This window comes from Alteromonas sp. DY56-G5, from assembly GCF_041414725.1.
GTDB lineage: Bacteria > Pseudomonadota > Gammaproteobacteria > Enterobacterales > Alteromonadaceae > Alteromonas > Alteromonas macleodii.
On record NZ_JANHZQ010000019.1, the window covers coordinates 17,260 to 34,079 of the forward strand.

Annotated in this window: 13 protein-coding genes; 6 read left to right on the plus strand and 7 right to left on the minus strand. The window is 44.1% G+C overall.

Annotated features, from left to right (window positions below; all coding sequences use genetic code 11):
* Positions 1–190 precede the first annotated feature (190 nt).
* Positions 191–820 carry a uracil phosphoribosyltransferase gene (gene upp / locus NO989_RS11090; RefSeq protein ID WP_156086701.1) on the plus strand — a complete coding sequence of 210 codons (630 nt, stop codon included), beginning with the start codon at positions 191–193 and terminating at the stop codon, positions 818–820.
* A gap of 185 nt (positions 821–1,005) precedes the next feature.
* Positions 1,006–2,031, plus strand: coding sequence for a LacI family DNA-binding transcriptional regulator (locus tag NO989_RS11095; protein WP_278344692.1), 1,026 nt, complete (start codon positions 1,006–1,008; stop codon positions 2,029–2,031).
* A gap of 15 nt (positions 2,032–2,046) precedes the next feature.
* Here the strand turns inward: NO989_RS11095 and NO989_RS11100 are convergent, their stop codons facing one another.
* From NO989_RS11100 to NO989_RS11120, 5 genes are all read right to left on the minus strand, one after another.
* Positions 2,047–3,549 carry a tryptophan halogenase family protein gene (locus tag NO989_RS11100; protein ID WP_278344691.1) on the minus strand — a complete coding sequence of 501 codons (1,503 nt, stop codon included), beginning with the start codon at positions 3,547–3,549 and terminating at the stop codon, positions 2,047–2,049.
* 150 nt (positions 3,550–3,699) lie between these two features.
* Complete coding sequence (locus tag NO989_RS11105) at positions 3,700–6,603, minus strand: TonB-dependent receptor (protein ID WP_278344690.1); 2,904 nt, start codon at positions 6,601–6,603, stop codon at positions 3,700–3,702.
* A gap of 351 nt (positions 6,604–6,954) precedes the next feature.
* Entirely contained in the window at positions 6,955–7,533 is a 579-nt protein-coding gene (locus NO989_RS11110) for a thymidine kinase (RefSeq protein WP_014950261.1), read from the minus strand.
* A 5-nt stretch (positions 7,534–7,538) separates the two neighbouring features.
* Entirely contained in the window at positions 7,539–7,772 is a 234-nt protein-coding gene (locus NO989_RS11115; RefSeq protein WP_371342552.1) for an EAL domain-containing protein, read from the minus strand.
* A complete protein-coding gene (locus NO989_RS11120) occupies positions 7,718–8,020 on the minus strand; it encodes a hypothetical protein (RefSeq protein ID WP_371342528.1) in 303 nt (100 codons plus the stop codon). Before NO989_RS11120 ends, NO989_RS11115 begins: the two co-directional genes overlap by 55 nt.
* A 605-nt stretch (positions 8,021–8,625) precedes the next feature.
* On the opposite strand from NO989_RS11120, the gene NO989_RS11125 reads away from it, so the two are divergent.
* A complete protein-coding gene (locus NO989_RS11125; RefSeq protein WP_371342529.1) occupies positions 8,626–11,145 on the plus strand; it encodes a TonB-dependent receptor in 2,520 nt (839 codons plus the stop codon).
* Positions 11,146–11,218: 73 nt separating this feature from the next.
* Here the strand turns inward: NO989_RS11125 and NO989_RS11130 are convergent, their stop codons facing one another.
* Together NO989_RS11130 and NO989_RS11135 are read right to left on the minus strand one after the other, a co-directional pair.
* Positions 11,219–11,926, minus strand: coding sequence for a hypothetical protein (locus NO989_RS11130; RefSeq protein ID WP_371342553.1), 708 nt, complete (start codon positions 11,924–11,926; stop codon positions 11,219–11,221).
* A gap of 152 nt (positions 11,927–12,078) precedes the next feature.
* Entirely contained in the window at positions 12,079–14,328 is a 2,250-nt protein-coding gene (locus NO989_RS11135; RefSeq protein ID WP_371342530.1) for an acyl-CoA dehydrogenase, read from the minus strand.
* A 410-nt stretch (positions 14,329–14,738) separates the two neighbouring features.
* On the opposite strand from NO989_RS11135, the gene NO989_RS11140 reads away from it, so the two are divergent.
* The 3 genes from NO989_RS11140 to lpxL all read left to right on the plus strand — a co-directional run bounded on the left by NO989_RS11140 (position 14,739) and on the right by lpxL (position 16,776).
* Positions 14,739–15,293 (plus strand): outer membrane protein, encoded by a 555-nt coding sequence (locus tag NO989_RS11140; protein ID WP_014979895.1) that lies wholly within the window; start codon positions 14,739–14,741, stop codon positions 15,291–15,293.
* Positions 15,294–15,398: 105 nt separating this feature from the next.
* Entirely contained in the window at positions 15,399–15,656 is a 258-nt protein-coding gene (locus NO989_RS11145; protein ID WP_014950255.1) for a DUF3081 domain-containing protein, read from the plus strand.
* Between the two features lie 184 nt (positions 15,657–15,840).
* Positions 15,841–16,776, plus strand: a complete 936-nt coding sequence (lpxL, locus tag NO989_RS11150) for an LpxL/LpxP family Kdo(2)-lipid IV(A) lauroyl/palmitoleoyl acyltransferase (protein ID WP_014950254.1) — start codon at positions 15,841–15,843, stop codon at positions 16,774–16,776.
* Positions 16,777–16,820: the final 44 nt, after the last annotated feature.

A 16,820-nucleotide genomic window follows, 5' to 3' on the forward strand; every position in this document is an offset into this window, starting at 1 on the left:
ACATTCATGATCGTGAATTGCGCCACGAACTGTGGCTATAGCCTACGCACTAGGTTATAGCATTTATCCACTCTGTCTAGCGTTGATGTGGCGTTTTAAAGCATTGAATAAACATATTTTTACGACTAATCGCTTTAACTAAAATACTTCTGGGTTAAAATATAGCTAAATCGATTACAAGGAGTCTTACATGGCCGTTCACGAAATTACCCACCCGCTTATTGCGCACAAACTAGGGCTTATGCGATACGCTAAAATTAGCAGCAAAGACTTTCGCGAGCTTGCCTCTGAAGTAGGGAACCTTCTGACTTATGAAGCAACGCGAACACTGCCTACTGAAAGAGCGACGATTAAAAGTTGGTCGGGCGATGAGGTAGAAGTAAGACAAATTAAAGGCAAAAAAATTACTGTCGTTCCTATTCTTCGTGCAGGCCTAGGTATGCTTGAAGGGGTACTTGAACTAATTCCAAATGCGAAGATTAGCGTAGTGGGTCTGTACCGTGATGAAGATACGCTTCAGCCGGTCGCCTACTTTGATAAAGTGGTTAAAAACATTGATGAACGTACTGCACTAATTGTTGACCCGATGCTAGCCACTGGCGGTACGTTGATTGCAACAATCGACCTTTTGAAAAAGAAAGGCTGTCGAAAAATAATGGGACTATTCCTTGTTGCTGCGCCTGAAGGCATTAAAGCCGTTGTTGAAGCACACCCTGATGTTGATATCTTTACCGCCGCAATCGATGATAGATTGAATGAGAAAGGCTATATCCTACCGGGATTAGGAGATGCTGGAGACAAAATCTTTGGCACGCGCTAAGAGCGAAAATCTCTAAAAATTAAGCCATTGAGCAATTTGTTACACAACTCATCGAATTAGCGCTAAATTTCACGCGTTAAACGTTTAAGTTAATGATATAGTCAGAGGGTAGTCAGAGCGCACGCTTGCTACCCTTTTTTGTTTTTAAATCTGGGTAGTTAGTTTCGTGAAAAGAGCTAAAAATAATGAATAAAACAAAACTTACCCTAAAAGATGTTGCTGAACAGTTGGGCGTTTCAACGGCAACCATTTCAAATGCGTTTAACCGCCCGGACCAATTATCAAAAGCGAAGCGCGAAGAGATTTTAGCGCAGTGCAAAAAGATTGGTTACAGCGGCCCCAATAAAGCAGCACAGATCCTCAGAAAGGGCACATCAAATATTGTGGCTTTAGTATTAGCCGACAGCATTTCATATATGGTGAGTGACCCCGTCGCGAGTACTTTTATTAAAGGTGTTTCTTCTGCGCTTCAAGAAAATGGCAAGCATTTGTTACTGTACGCGGGCGACTCTGACAGCATTCTTGATGTTGTAGATTTTGTTGATGGTTTTATCTGTTACGGACAACCGCGCAACAGCAAATTGGTAGCGGAGTTGGCAGTGTCGCCAAAACCTGTGGTCACCGTTGACTTTGATATCGAAGACAAGCCATCTATTAATATTGATAACGAAGAGGCGGCCTATCGCGTTGCGTCTCATGCGTTAAATGAAGGTGACAATGTGGCAATCTTTGGGCTTCGCCTGATTGACTCGCCTTCTACATGTCGTATTTACGATAGTCCGTTGATTGACGTAGACAGCTCAATTGCTCACCGTCGACTTGATGGTTATTTAAGGGCCGCTGAAGAAAAGAACATCACGGTAAGCAATGAGCGTATTTGGCACCTTCCAGAAAGTGACAGACACTTTGCAAGACAGGCAGCCAAAGAAGTCCTGACCAGCTCTCCAAGACCTAATGTGGTTTTGTGTATGAGTGACATTATAGCCCTTGAGCTACTTCACTTAGCCTTGGATATGAATATTAAGGTACCGGAAGAGCTGAAAATTACAGGGTTTGATGGTATTGGGGAAGCCGAGCGTGCGCGCCCGCGTCTTACTACAGTTTGCCAATCCAGCAGTGGCAAAGGCGTAGAAGCAACAAAAGCACTGCTTAATCAAATAACAGCAAAGAGTACGCTGCCTTTTGAATTGCAAGTCGGCGAGACGGTATAGGCTGAGCCAAGAGGTTCAGCCCGCGTTAAATAAGGTAGATTGCTTATCAAAGTTTAACGAGCAGCGATTAAAAAATGCGGCAAGTTTCTTTTCTTCAAAAAGATCGCCGCTTTCCTTCAAAGAAGCGGGCTGATTGAGTGCCGGTGGCGGGAATACACCATAGCCAGACAACAAACAGTGCCACGACGTAGTGCTGAAATGTCGACCAATACCTTGGCGCTTTATTTCCTCAACAATATCCCCTTTTCTGTACCACACATCTAGTAAACTAAGCAGTGATTCGGACAGCTTCATGTTAGCTCTGTTGTCTCTCCAATAGTCACTGTCGTTGCGCCCGTTTAGCTTGTAATGACACACGATATAATCTCGGACGCGTTCAAAGCGCTCTGAAACTTCCTGATTAAACGCCTGTCTCTGTTGAGCACTATTTTCGTTGAAAGAATAGTTGTCCGCGAAAAGCTCGATGCTCGTTTGAACTAGGTGTAGTGCCGTTGCTTCTAAAGGTTCAATAAACCCTTGCGACAAGCCTAGTGCAAGACAATTCTTCTCCCAATGCCTTTCACATTGCCCTACACGCATAGATAAATGCTTTGCTTCAACGTCGGTATTTTCCATCCCCAATGCGCGTCGCAACTCACATTCTGCAGCGTCATTCTCTTGGTACTGCTGACTATACACATACCCGTTTCCCGTGCGGTTGCGAAGGGGTATCTGCCAACGCCAACCGTTCGACATGGCAACCGATTCGGTTTCAACCGGTAAATTAGCGCATGCTGGTGTAGGCAACACAACGGCCGAGTCATTGAATAGGTTGTCACTAAAGTCCCTAAACGGTACGCCTAGCGTCTTTTGTAAAATGAGCCCTGAAAAACCCGTGCAATCTATGAACAGGTCTCCATCAAGTTTTTGTCCGTCTTGACAAACGAGATGTGAAATGTCGCCAGATGGTGTGGTACGCACCGATTCAATATTACCAACAACGTGAGATACGCCTTTTGATTTAGCGCGCTCGCGTAAGAATCGTCCAAGTTTTAGAGAGTCAAAATGGTAGCCGTATTCTATATCGAATGGAAAATTATGTGAGGGAAGTGGAGCAAGGTTTTTCTTTGCCAAATATCCAGCCATAAGAAACTTATCAGGTCGAGTTTCAACATCGAGGCCCAGTCTTCTGGTTAAGGCGTTAACGTGAAATGCCCGTTCACTAAAAACATCTAACTGGCTAATAAAGGGGTGAGAGTAGCTGTGTGAATTATTGCCATTCCAGCCCGTGAACTTGATATTAACTTTATACGTTGCTTGGCACTCTTCCATCCAATCATACTCAGGAATATCAAGAGTTTGGAAGAAACGCTTGAGAGTAGGTGTCGAGCCTTCGCCTACGCCTATTGTGCCAATGTCTTCTGATTCTATGAGTGTGATGGTCACAGCTTGATTAGCCCAACGGTGAGCTAAAAGGTTGGCAGCCATCCAACCTGCTGTGCCGCCTCCAGCAATAACAATTCGGTGTGGTGTTGTCATTAAAGGCTCTGCAATAAAAGAAGGGTGAAATTAAACAGTATCAGAGTTGCGCATTACTGCCACACTTTACATGGCAGTAATGCAAGGCACGTATCCACTATCTAAAGATGCGTGCCATTATTTTCGTACGTTCAAAAGGGATGGTCCCTTTTAATAGAACGAATAGTTGAGGTTTAGCATATAAGAAGGACCAAATTCGCGGCGGAGCGTAACAATGCCCGCATCATCAATGGTTTCTTCTTTCTCATCAGTCAGGTTGACGCCTTGTAACGATACTCTTAGCCCTTCCAAGTACTCAATTCCGCTATCTGCAAAATCGTAGCTAATTTGAGCATCGACTTGGGTAACGGCGTTACGAGTTGCTGGCTCAATTTTGTTTGAACCTCCACGCTGATATGTGAGGAACTCAGAACGATCGGTTGCCGCAACCCTAATCTCAAAGCCGTTCATCTCATAGTACGCTGTAATGCTGTACGTATTGTCTGATTGGCCTGGAATGGCTGTTCCATCTTCAAGCTCCGCATCTAGGATTGTTGCAGAAGCGGCAATACCAAATCCATCCAGAGAGTCAGTGAGCATTCTTAAAGGAATATTGGCTGTTAGCTCAACCCCTTTCATTTCACCTTTTAGGCCATCTTCGAAGAATGAATAGAAGCCCTGGTCTGGCGGAGTTACTAAATCGCCCACTTCGTAAGGCGTGTCTTGCGGGCCGTAGTTACCCGCAACGTCTACGATTCTGTCATGGAATCCAGGAATGAAGTAGTTAGCACCGTCATTGGTCACGTCATTCGTGAAATCAATAAGCTGGTTACCGTCGCGGGTCCAATTGACCAAATCTTTATAGAAAAGCGCAATCGAGACATAACCTTCTTCCTCGAAGTAGTTTTCAAATGAAATGTCAAAGTTGTTGGCTTCTAACGGACGAAGGGTTGGGTTACCCGTAAATTTAGACCAAGGCGACCCGAACTCTCTCACCGCCGCCTCAGAATTCTCTGTAGCAATCAGCTCAATATTTTGATCAAACTTAACAAAGCCCGATGCTTTCATTTGGTCGATACGCGCTCGACTAATGGTTTTCGATGCCGCCAAGCGCAGGTAGCGATTCTCATTAAGTTCGACACTTACGTTCAGGCTAGGTAGGAAGTGAGAGTAATCGTCGCCATCGGTAATAACACAGTCCGCATCAACCACTTGGTTGCCATCGTCGTCACACACGGCAAAGTTCGGGCCTACAATACCAATGAAACCCGTTGAGCTTTGGTCCGTTTGTACATATTGTGCACCCACGTTACCTTTTACATTGAAACCTTGAACTTCAGTCTCAAAGTCTAGCTGGGCGTATAATGTAGTTACTTCTTCATCAATGGTGTAGGTATCACCTAAACGATCAGGCTCTAGAAGCCCTGCATCATTAAGCGTATATTCACCATCGTTGTAAGGGGCAAAGCCGTCGTAGGCTACAACGTAACCCATGCCAGCCCAGGTTAAGTCAGCTAAGCCGTTGTACAGATACTGCTCAGGGATCGCTTCAGAAAATGGATAAGATGATGCGGTTGCGAAGAAACCTTTGTTATCTTTTGCTTTGAATCGGTCGCTATAGTTTACGCCGGCCGTAAAAGTGTTGAAGATTCCCCAATCTACATAACCAACTGCCTCAAAACGTATTGTGGTCAGCTCTTCTTCAAAATCAGCAAAGTTCAGGAAGCCGTCTTGGGCGTTGAAATAGCTGTAAGGTTGACCATTTGCCTGTAGAACATCGGTGGTAAACTGATCGGCAATGTTAGCCATACCGCCCCCCCAAACTTGAGGACCCGCAAGCTGTAACATGGTGGGATCAGAGAATGCATCAAGGCCGCTACTGCCGGTAAAGTAAATACCATCAGTGCTCATTTCGAATTGACGTGAACCTAGTTGCCCTTCGCCGAGCGCACCAGAACGCGCTAAACCAGCGTATGATTCACCACGCAAGTCACGTTTGTTCGACTCACTGTCTGCCACGTCTAAAGTAAGAGACCACTCATCGGTTATGTCGTATTTGATATTTAAACCGAAGGTTTGAAGCTCGCCATCTTTTTGCGCGGGATCTGTACGCAGTACTGGATTCGCGTTAACTTGCGTGCCCGAGTTGTTAATGCCTGTACCGCTTACATTTGCCGCAGCGAAGGGTTCGATGAAACCGCGAATAACACCTGAGTCGGAATAATCAATATCTAGCGCATCAAAAACAATGTCTAGTCTATCGGTGGGACGCCATTGAAGAATGGCTGAAATCGTGTCGCGTTCTAGCACGCGGCTAATGGCCTGAGTGTCTAAACCAAACGGAAGCACCTGACCATCGTCATTCTCACCATATCCCCAAACACCGTATTTTCTCTCGTTTCTGGGGGACTCCGTTGATGCAATGGCAAGTGCGAGACCTACCGTGTCATCTGCAAACTTTTCTACAAAGGAAAGGGCAAAACGGTTGCCGCTATTGTCGAACTCTGGATTATCTGAATCGTTGCCACCAAGTTCGTAGACCCCAGTGACGGTAAGGGTTTCCTGGGCTGCTAGTGGGCGTACCGTTTGCAAGTCTACTGTACCGCCAATACCTTGGACAATAAGCGACGCGTCAGAGGTTTTGTAAATTGTGGCACCTGTCATGATTTCAGCAGGGTATAAGTCGTACTCTACGCCACGGTTATCGCCAATACCGATAAGCTCTCGTCCGTTCAGCGAGGTGCCGGTAAAGTCTTCTTTGAAGCCACGTACCGAAATACCAGACGTTCGTCCGCCTACGCGCTCACCTGATAGGCCTGGCAAGCGGGCAAGTGATTCTGCGATTGAAGAGTCTGGAAGCTTACCAATGTCTTCTGCGGAAATGGCCTCAACAATGGAGTCGTTGTCCATTTTCACCGCTTGGGCGCGCATCAAAGAGCCTCGAATCCCCGAAACTTGAATAATTTCTACTTGTTCGTCGTCTGGTGTGTCTTGTGCTACTACTGAACCGCTGTTAAGGGCGGCGGTAATTGAAATAGCGATTAACGCAGGTTTAAACGTACTGGTGTGCTTCATGAGTCATACCTTGCTGAGTGTGTTAAACAAAGGTTTTATTATTTACAACGTTTTAACAATAGTAGTTGTTTTACTCATACGCAAGTGTTTTCTTAATTGTTTAAGAAGAGTGTATTCAAATATAGGGCATAAACGGCTACTCGTGGCTAGCAAGAATGCTTAATGCTTTTTCTTGCTACCTCTAGATAGTACCGAGAAAGTTTGGATAACGCCGATTGAAATCTGGCAAAGAGCAGAAGGGGGAGTGGCAAATTTTTTAGAGAATGAGAAGCGGACAATAAATGCTATAGCCCGCAACAGATATGAGGTTCAATGACCGCTTATGTTAGTTAGGTTACTTGACGTTGGGGTTTAGTCCCAAACCAGTTCTTTAAAATGCTTGCGACACATTGATTCATAGGTGTCGTTGCCGCCAATTTGTACTTGATCACCATTTTTTACTGCATTGCCATTTTCGTCTAAACGCACCACGAAACTTGCTTTTTTACCGCAATGGCAAACGGTTTTTAGTTCAGATAGTTTATCTGCCCAAGCCAGCAAATAATGACTGCCTTCAAAGGTTTCACCTAAAAAGTCGGTACGCAGGCCGTAGGCTAGTACCGGCACATCAAGTTCATCAACTACGTCCACTAGCTGCTTTACTTGTGCCTTTGTTAAGAACTGTGCTTCGTCAATAAAAATGCAGTCGGGCTTTAACGCTTCGCAGTCTTTGCTTATTGAGGCAAACAAATCATCGCCTTTTGCGTATAGCTTGGCATCTGCTTGTAAGCCGATACGAGAAGTGACTTTCCCAACGCCGTACCGATCATCTAGCGCTGCGGTATAAATCACGGAATGCATACCGCGTTCACGGTAGTTATAAGCTGATTGGAGGAGTGATGTAGACTTCCCTGCGTTCATTGCAGAGTAATAAAAATAAAGTTGAGCCATGGTTATTAGTAGTTTTCGTTATACCAAGAAATAAGGTCGTTGGCGTTCATTGGTCTAGCGAAGTAAAAGCCTTGCAAATAGTCGGTTCCAAGCTGGGACAAGTGTTGCCTTTGCTGCTCAGTTTCGATGCCCTCTGCAATGGTTTTACAGCCAAACTCTTTAGCCATTAAAAGTGTTGCTCTTATTATGGTATCACTCTCTTCAGAGCTATTCTGTATAAAAGAGCGATCAATTTTAATAAAATTGAACGGCGCTGCTCTCGCTTTATTTCGCTGTGCAACGTTTCATTAAACACGCCAATAGAGCCTCTTTGCTTACGCTTTTGATCATACATAATCAGGTCGGCCTGTTGAATTAAATCAACAGCACTGTCGCCATGGACGGGGAACATAGCGATGGCGTTAGATGCATCGAGCTTTTCGTTTGAAGCTATGAGTAGTTTGTTTACTTTAACTGTTTCACTGCGCTCAATACGCATTAGTTCCATCAAACTATTATTCTTAGCTTTAAGGTGTAATGTACTGATGAAAAAGCGATGGTAGCGAAAAGCACTGGCGAAAATACCAAATCAAAAAACCAAGCCAAGCACACCTAGTATAAAAAATTTCCCGCTAGCATCAATTGTTGAAGGGAGTCGCTTTCAAAAAAATACAAGGCCAGAAAAGGCAAATATCGTCATCAAGAAGCCGACAAAGCTATTGCCAATTAGCATGTCGGTGGTGTCTCGTTCTATTTCAGTTTGTGATATTGATTCTTGAAACGTGATCAACCGGATAAGGCCTTAATCACATTCTGACTCAAAACTAATGCATTACTTCAAAAGAAAATTTAGTCGTACAGAATAGAGCCTAGCGTACAAACTTAAGTGCACTAAATGATTGTAGTATGGGCTAAATATAGATAAAACTTTAGTATATAAAAGTTAAATAAGGCGCTGCACAAGAGTAAAAACTTTTCACAGGATGTTTACAATGTTGTTCATTTGTTATAAATTCTTAATCGATTAAGTTTGGATCGTATTGCCGCCTCCCTACGTTAAAGGGGCAGAGGCTACCTTGGGTTTAACAAATTCAACACATTGCCGGAGAAAAAATGAACAAAAATCACACACTCAACGCTTTGACCCTAGCGATTTGCGCCGCTTTTTCGGGCTCGGTTATCGCACAGGAATCATCAACAGCTGATGCTGACGCAAAGTCGAAAGAAAAATTCGAACAGATTGTGGTTACCGCTGCACCGGGTGGTGCAACGATGCAAGAAGCTAGTGTTTCTGTAAGTGCATTCGATGAAGACGATATTCTTAAACTAGCTCCCCGTTCTACCGCTGAGGTATTTCGCGCGTTACCCGGTATTCGTGCCGAGTCTTCAGGCGGTGGCGGTAACGCAAATATTACTATTCGCGGTATTCCACTTGCGACGGGTGGTTCTAAATTCTTACAAATCCATGAAGACGGTTTACCTGTTTTAGAATATGGTGATATTAACTTTGGCAATGCCGATAACTTTTTACGCTACGACTGGTCAGTAGCGAATGTGGAAGCAGTACGCGGTGGTTCAGCGTCAACATTCGCAAGTAACTCGCCAGGCGGTGTTATTAACTTGATCAGTAACACGGGCGAAGTAGGTGGCGGTGCCATTGGAACGTCATTTGGCGTCGATTACGAAGAGTTTCGTTTAGATTTTCGCTATGGCGGTGAAATTAGCGACGACCTTTACTACCACATTGCTGGCTTTGCCCGTGGTGGAGAGGGTCCGCGAGAAACGGGATACAATGGCGACCAAGGCGGTCAGGTTAAGTTCAATATCACTAAGATGCTAGATAACGGTCACATCCGTTTCTTCTATAAAAATCTTGATGACAAAGTATCAACATACCTACCTTCTCCGGTATTGGTGAAAGGCGATGGTGAATATGGCCCAGTACCTGGTTACGATGCTAGCTCACAGGCATTAAACTCAGCTTACAACACAAACATTTCTACTTTTGACAGCTATGGTAATCCAGAGAATCGCGACGTTCGCGATGGCATCGAATCAAAAGTAAGCTCATTTGGCGTTGAAGTTGACCTCGAAGTGGCTGAAAACTTGTTCTTATTAAACAAGTTCCGTATTTCAGATATCTCAGGTGGTTTTATTGCTCCATTTACTGATGGATTCCCAGCGGGCCCTGGCGATGTATCGAATTTCGCTTCTGCACTTTGTGCCGGCGCTACTGACGGTGACGGAAATGCGCTGAATTGCGACAGCACAAGTGTTGTGCTCGCGAACGGACCTGGCGCTGGTGAAATGTACACAGGACAAGCATTTACAAACCTTCAGTTCGACACTCGAATCAACGATTTGGGTAACATGATCAACGATTTCAGCTTGCGTAAAGAATTTGATAACGGTATCGACCTCACAGTAGGTTATTACTACTCAAACCAGGACATCGCCACAAGTTGGTCAAGCTGGCAGACATTTATTCAGACCCTAGACGGTGACAATTCGCAGCTTCTGACAATTACAGATGGCGATGGTGTCGAACTCGTGTCAAACGGTTTACTGTCGCCAAGCTTCCTTTCGTATGAGTGGGACTTAAACTATGTAACAAAAGCGCCGTACATGAACGTTGGTTTTGAGTTGTCAGATAACATTCTTATTGATGCATCGGTACGTCATGACACGACCGAAGCTTCAGGTGAACTCATCAGCTCATGCTGCGGCGGAAATGCTGACTTCGACCTAAACGGTAACGGAACTATTGAGCAAATTGAAGATGCTTCAGCAATCAACAGCGGCTTCATTAGCGGTGGTGTTATCAACTTAAATCGCGCCGGTGCGTCTTCTCAAATTGTTGATTACAGTGCGAATAATACGTCTTATTCAATCGGTGGTTCGTACCTGCTAAGCGCCAGTCAGACATTCTTTGCTCGTTACTCAAAAGGTGGCCGTGCTATAGCCGATCGTTTATTGCAGATAGGCGGTACATTGAATACAGACGGCAGCTTAACAAGTACAACATCGGGTTATGATACAACGAAGCAATTCGAGGTAGGTTACAAATACGGTACGAGAGACCTGATGGTTAACGCAACCTTGTTTGATACTGTTACTGAAGATACGCAAGCAGAAGTAACAAGTGGTCTAACTTTCATGCGTGAATACGAAGCAACTGGTCTTGAGCTAGAAGGTCGTTGGAATGCAACTGACAATTTTGTGATGTCAGGTAACTTAACATGGACAGATGCTGAAATCAGTAAAGATGTTAATGACCAATCGCTCGTAGGAAATACGCCTCGACGTCAAGCTGATTTGATCTGGACTATTACACCTGAGTATGTCACTGACAATTGGTCAGTTGGTGCTTCGCTGCAAGGTTCGACAGAGTACTACGTACAAGATAATAATGACCTGAAACAAGAAGGCTATAACCTTGTAAACTTATTCGCTACGTATTGGGTTAATGACCAGTTTTCAGTGTCGTTAAACATGAACAATGCTACAGACGAATTTGTAGTAACTGAAGTAGAAGGAACACCTTTTGGAGAGATTTCAACAGGTGATTATGTCCGCGGAAGACCGCTAAATGGTCGTACTACGGTACTGTCGCTTAAATATATGTTCGACTAACGAGCAAATATCTAGTGCGAAGGTACTAGTTATTGTTCAATAAACGCCCGCAATTGATGCGGGCGTTTTTTATTTATTCACTCTCCGCGGTTTTGAGTAATTGAAGCTGCTTGGTGATTGCTGCAGAAAGTTGGTCAATTAAATGGCTATGTTTCTTATGAATAACGTGTACCAATTCGTGTTCCACTAGAGGTATATACTCAATTCCAGATTGTTCGAAAATGGCTCCTTCAGAATAGTCACTCGGTAAAATAGCGTAGTCAAATCGCCCGTTGAGCAATAAATTTATGACGTGGTGAAAGTCATCAAATTCAAAGATGTTGGCATTTAACTCGCCAGGTTTGGCGTGCGTATTGAAGAAAAATCGGGTAGTGACGGCTATTGCCTTATCTGGTTGTTGAATTATGCTTTTATTGCACTCAGCTCCCCGTATACACAATAGAAATGAGGTACCATGAGACAGTGCTGGAGGAACAATTACAATGTTATTGTCAGGCTGAGACACTACGTCATAGCGAGTAATATCTGCATCTGTCATTCCTTCATTCAAAAGCCGTAAGCCTCTTTCCCCACCCACTTTTTCGAATGTAACCTCAATGCCGATATCTTGATACGCACGTGCTATTAGGGGTTTATAGAAGCTACTTACTCGAGGATGAGTTAATTCTCCAATGACGAAGTTAGTATCATCGTGCTGGGCACTGGCGTTTGAATTGAATAGCAGCGACGAGAAAAAGAGAATAAAAAATATTGAAACGGTTTGAATGCCAATAAAGCGCATCGTTTTCACTTTACAAATCCTTGTTTAAGAAAACCACGATAAGCTAAGGGTAGAGTACGAACGAAACAATAGAAAGGGAATTTAACGGGCAAATAAAAAGCCCCATCTCAAGGATGGGGCTTTGTTAATCAAGTTACTGCGATTATGACAGTTTACGCAGCGTTTTGACCGCCGTCGATTGCTTTAAGCGTTTGAGACGCTGGAACAAGTTCCATATCGAACGTGTATTCGTCTACACGAACTGCTAGCTTGCGCTTTTCGTTATAGTCGTGAAGCTTAGCGGCTTCATCAGCCGTTACTACGCCTTTCTCTTGAAGCTTGTTGAGTGCATGTTCAAAAGAAATGAACGGCACTACAGGCTCTTTGCGAAGTGCTTTTTGCACTTTGCCAAGAAGGTGCGCTACCGCGTGCTTCGCTTTAAACGCTTGCTCGTTAATGTCGTTGCCGTCTCCCGGCGTAACGCGAACAAGGTGAGTAAGCTGCTCTTTCACGCTGTTATCTTGCATAGATGCAATAGAAAGCTCACGCACTAGGTCGTCGCTAATACCTGCAACACTGTTGGTGTAGGTGTTTGTAAGAAGACGCATTAGACCACGTGTCGCCGTATTCGGGAAATTGTTGATAAAGTTAACAATTGCCTGATCAGCTTGTTGTAAAGACCACTGCATAGCGTATTCGAAATACGGTAGCGCAAGTTTTCTGTCTTCAATGCGCTGCTCGTAGAAACGAATCGCTGCCATCGCACCGTATAGGTAGCTCATCACGTCACCTAGACGTGCTGATAAAAGCTCAGCTTTCTTAAGGTCACCGCCTAATACTGCAAGTGACAAGTCAGCAAGTGGAGCTAGTTTTGCAGAAATGCTGTTTACACGCTTCTCATACTTGCGAACTTCAGGTAATGCAGACTCGCTCTCGCGTAGGAAAGGAAGGTAGCCTTTACCTAGGCTGCGGAAAGCATTTTTAACGCTGAAGCCAACAGTCTTACGAAGTACTTTGTTGAAATCTGCATCCGCTGAACTTTCGTTGCTGTGGATTAGGTCAACCATGTCTTTCAAGTACGGGTGACAACGCATTGCACCTTGACCGAAGATCATTAGGTTTCGTGTAAGAATGTTTGCACCTTCTACCGTAATCGCGATAGGAAGCGCAGCATAGCCGCCCGCTAACGTATTCTGAGGACCGCGTTGAATCGCTTTACCTGCCTGGATGTCCATAGCAGAGTTCATCACATCACGACCTAGTTCAGTCATGTGATACTTAGCAATAGCGGTGACTACTGATGGCTTCACGCCTAGGCCTAGACCTTCAGTTGTAAGAACACGCATAGCCTCAAGTAAGAAAGTCTTACCCGCGATGTCTGCCATTTTCTCTTGAATACCTTCAAAACGACCAATTGGAAGACCGAATTGCTCACGTACGAAAGAATATTCAACCGTGCCTTTAAATGCAGATTGTGCAGTCGCTACGCCCATTGCTGGAAGTGAAATACCACGACCTGCACCTAGACAGCTAACTAGCATCTGCCAGCCACGACCAATGTTCTTTTGACCACCAATGATGAAGTCCATAGGGATGAACACATCTTGACCACGAGTAGTCCCGTTGTAGAAGCGTACACCCATTGGGTCGTGACGGTTACCAAGTTCAACACCTGGATGAGACTTAGGTAGAAGGGCACAGGTAATGCCAAGCTCTAGTTTGTCGCCAAGTAGTTGGTCTGGATCGAACACTTTAAATGCAAGACCAAGTACTGTAGCAATTGGTGCAAGTGTAATGTAGCGCTTGTCCCAGCTTACACGTAAACCAAGCACTTCTTCGCCGTTGAATTCGCCTTTAGTCACGATAGCCGCGTCAGGAATAGCACCTGCGTCAGAACCTGCTTCAGGGCTGGTTAGCGCAAAGCACGGAATATCGCGACCGTCTGCTAGACGAGGTAGCCAGTAATCTTGCTGCTCGGTCGTACCGTAGTGCATAAGTAGCTCGCCTGGACCTAATGAGTTAGGAACCATTACGGTTACCGCAATTGCACCGCTTTTCGCTGCGATAGTGGCAACGATTGTAGAGTTTGCATACGGGCTGAACTCAAGACCACCAAATTTCTTTGGAATGATCATAGAGAAGAAGCGGTTCTTACCTAGGAAGTCTAAAACGTCCTGAGGAATGTGCTTGCCGTTGCCTAGTTCAAAATCATCGATCATGTTCAGCAACTCGGTTACTGGACCGTCCATGAATGCTTGTTCTTCTGCACTCAGTTTTGCCTGAGGGATATCGCGTAGCGCCTGCATGTCAGGCTTACCCTGATAAATAGAAGATTCAATCCACACGTCGCCTGCATCTAAGGCTTCTTGCTCTGTGATTGAAATTGGGGGTAATACTTTCTTTAAGCTAGTTCTGATACTCATAATAACTCATCCGCTCATCTGACCAGTTGTTTAGGTTTATACTACACCTAATTTAAAAAAGATCAAATTTTGTAAAAATTATCAAATAATCATGTGGTTATATAAACTATCCGCGTCTTTTTTATACGAAAGTGTGATGCAAGGGATTAACATTGCTGATATTTAATGGTCAAAAAACACTCTGGTTGTTGTGTCACCTTGATGTAGAACCACTATACCTGCGGTAACACGCCGCGATCACGAACATTTTACCTCTCGCTGTGTGGGTAATTATCTATGCAGACTGGTATAAACCCCGCTTTTTCGTGCAGCTTTAAGTTAACTGTATTCATCTAAACTCTGTTTGTTCGTTTTAATCAGAGGCATTGTCTTTTATAGTGAGCGCTCTTTAACATGGAGAAGTAATTAAAATGCGCCGTCTTTCATCATTTTTCGCTAAGTTCCTTATTGGAAGTGCAGCTATAACAAGCTTGGGTTTTTCTGGACTAGCATCAGCCAACGGATATGCAGTGGCAAATATTGGCTTTGGCAACGTAGATACTGAAATAGATAATGAGTCTGATATTAGCTATTCAGCTGCTTTAGGCTATCAATTTCACCGTCAGTGGTATGTAGAAGGTGGCTATATCTCTTTTATTGATACAGATAACGACGAACAATCAATCTCATCTAAAGGCCCTTATTTGGCGTTACTAGGTAAAGCGAGTAGCCAGAAAGGTGAGCTGTATTATAAATTAGGCGTGGCAAGCGTTGACATCGAGCACGCGTCGATAGATAGCTCTACCTGTGGCCCAGAAGCCGCTGTGTGTGGATACGATGACACAATTATCGCAGGATTAGCTGGGCTAGGCTTCGATTACTACTTAGGCTTACAGTCGATGGTACGCGTGGAATACACCTACTTTGGTGGCAAAGATGATTTTTCTGCGCATATTGTAAATTTAGGTTTTCGCTACAACTTTTAGGTTGTAGTTATTAACTCGCATAGTCGTTTTAAATATAGGCCCTAGATAAATCCAAAAATCGTTTGATTGTGTAAAAATAGATAAATTCTCAACAATGGATTTACAATGAAAAACGAATTAGACAGCAAGTTCTTACTTCAGGTTTTCGACAAGATCCGCCAGCATGGCGCGAAAGAAGATGAACAGTATAAGCTTAATGGGATCACTGCGTTTACAGATCACGATGGCTATACGCTTTACATTGAAGACGTTAATGTGAAGCTGCAGTTCGGCTTTCACAATCAATACCATTTTGACTATGACTCAAAAGAACAATATGAATCGTTTGAGAAAAAGTTGAAGCAAATCGATAAAGAATATTAGTGACCTGATTTCAGTTTGTATTGATAACAAGCAATATGTTTCTTAAGCAGAGAAAGCAAGTATGGGCTCTCTCTGCTTAAGCGCTTCTATTTATCGCAAGGGCACTGTGGGCTGTCTGTCTCAATTAGCCCCACCAAAAACCTTCTGCTACAATGCCGCCACTTCGTTTCAAAGGATACAGACATTGGCGGCGGCAATTAAAGCTCCTAAATTTAAACTAGCATTTTTAGGCCCTAAGTTTTGGCCTGTATGGTTAGGTGTTTTCGTTCTTTATACGATTACATGGTTGCCTTTACCCGTGATACGCGCTATCGGTGGCGGTACCGGTAAACTTATCGCATTAATTGTTCCTAAACGGGCAAAAGTCGCAAAGCGTAACTTGACGCTCTGGAACCCTACACTTTCCGCCAGTGAAGTAGAGGCGCTTTACAAAGAAAATGTGCGGCGTACAGGCATGGCACTATTTGAAACTGCTATGGGATGGTGGTGGCCTAGCTGGCGCGTAAAACGAGCTATTGAGATTGAAGGCACTGAGCATGTTGAAGCGGCCCTTGCAAATGGCAAAGGTGTCTTTGGTATGGCACTTCACAATATGAATCTGGAATTTGCCTGTAGAGGTATTGGCTTCTTCCGTCCAAGCATCGCGTTTTATCGCAAACACAACAACCCTCTCGTTGATTACCTTCAGTATCATGGGCGAAACCGCTCGAACAAATACATGATTGATAAGCGTAACGCAAAAGCTTTACTTGCTGCTCTTGACGATAAAGAACTTTGTTTGTATTTGCCCGACCAGGATTATGGCCCGAAACAAAGTATCTTTGTGCCATTTGGTGGGGTGAAAGATACCGCGACAACTACAGCAACGCTGATGTTTATTCGACGTAGTCACTCTGAGCCAATGATCATCACGTCGCAATACACCAAACGCGGTTACAAAATTAAAATCTATCCACCGCTTTCTCAGTTAGGCGATATGGAAGACGCTGAAGCACTAACATTACTGAATCAACATGTAGACGCTGCGGTTAAAGAACAGCCAGAAAGCTATTTGTGGATGCACAAGCGATTTAAAACCAGACCGGAAGGTAACCCTGAATCGCTGTATAAATCACTATAGCTGAGTATGAATAAACACCTAGCGATGAAAATTAGATAAATAGA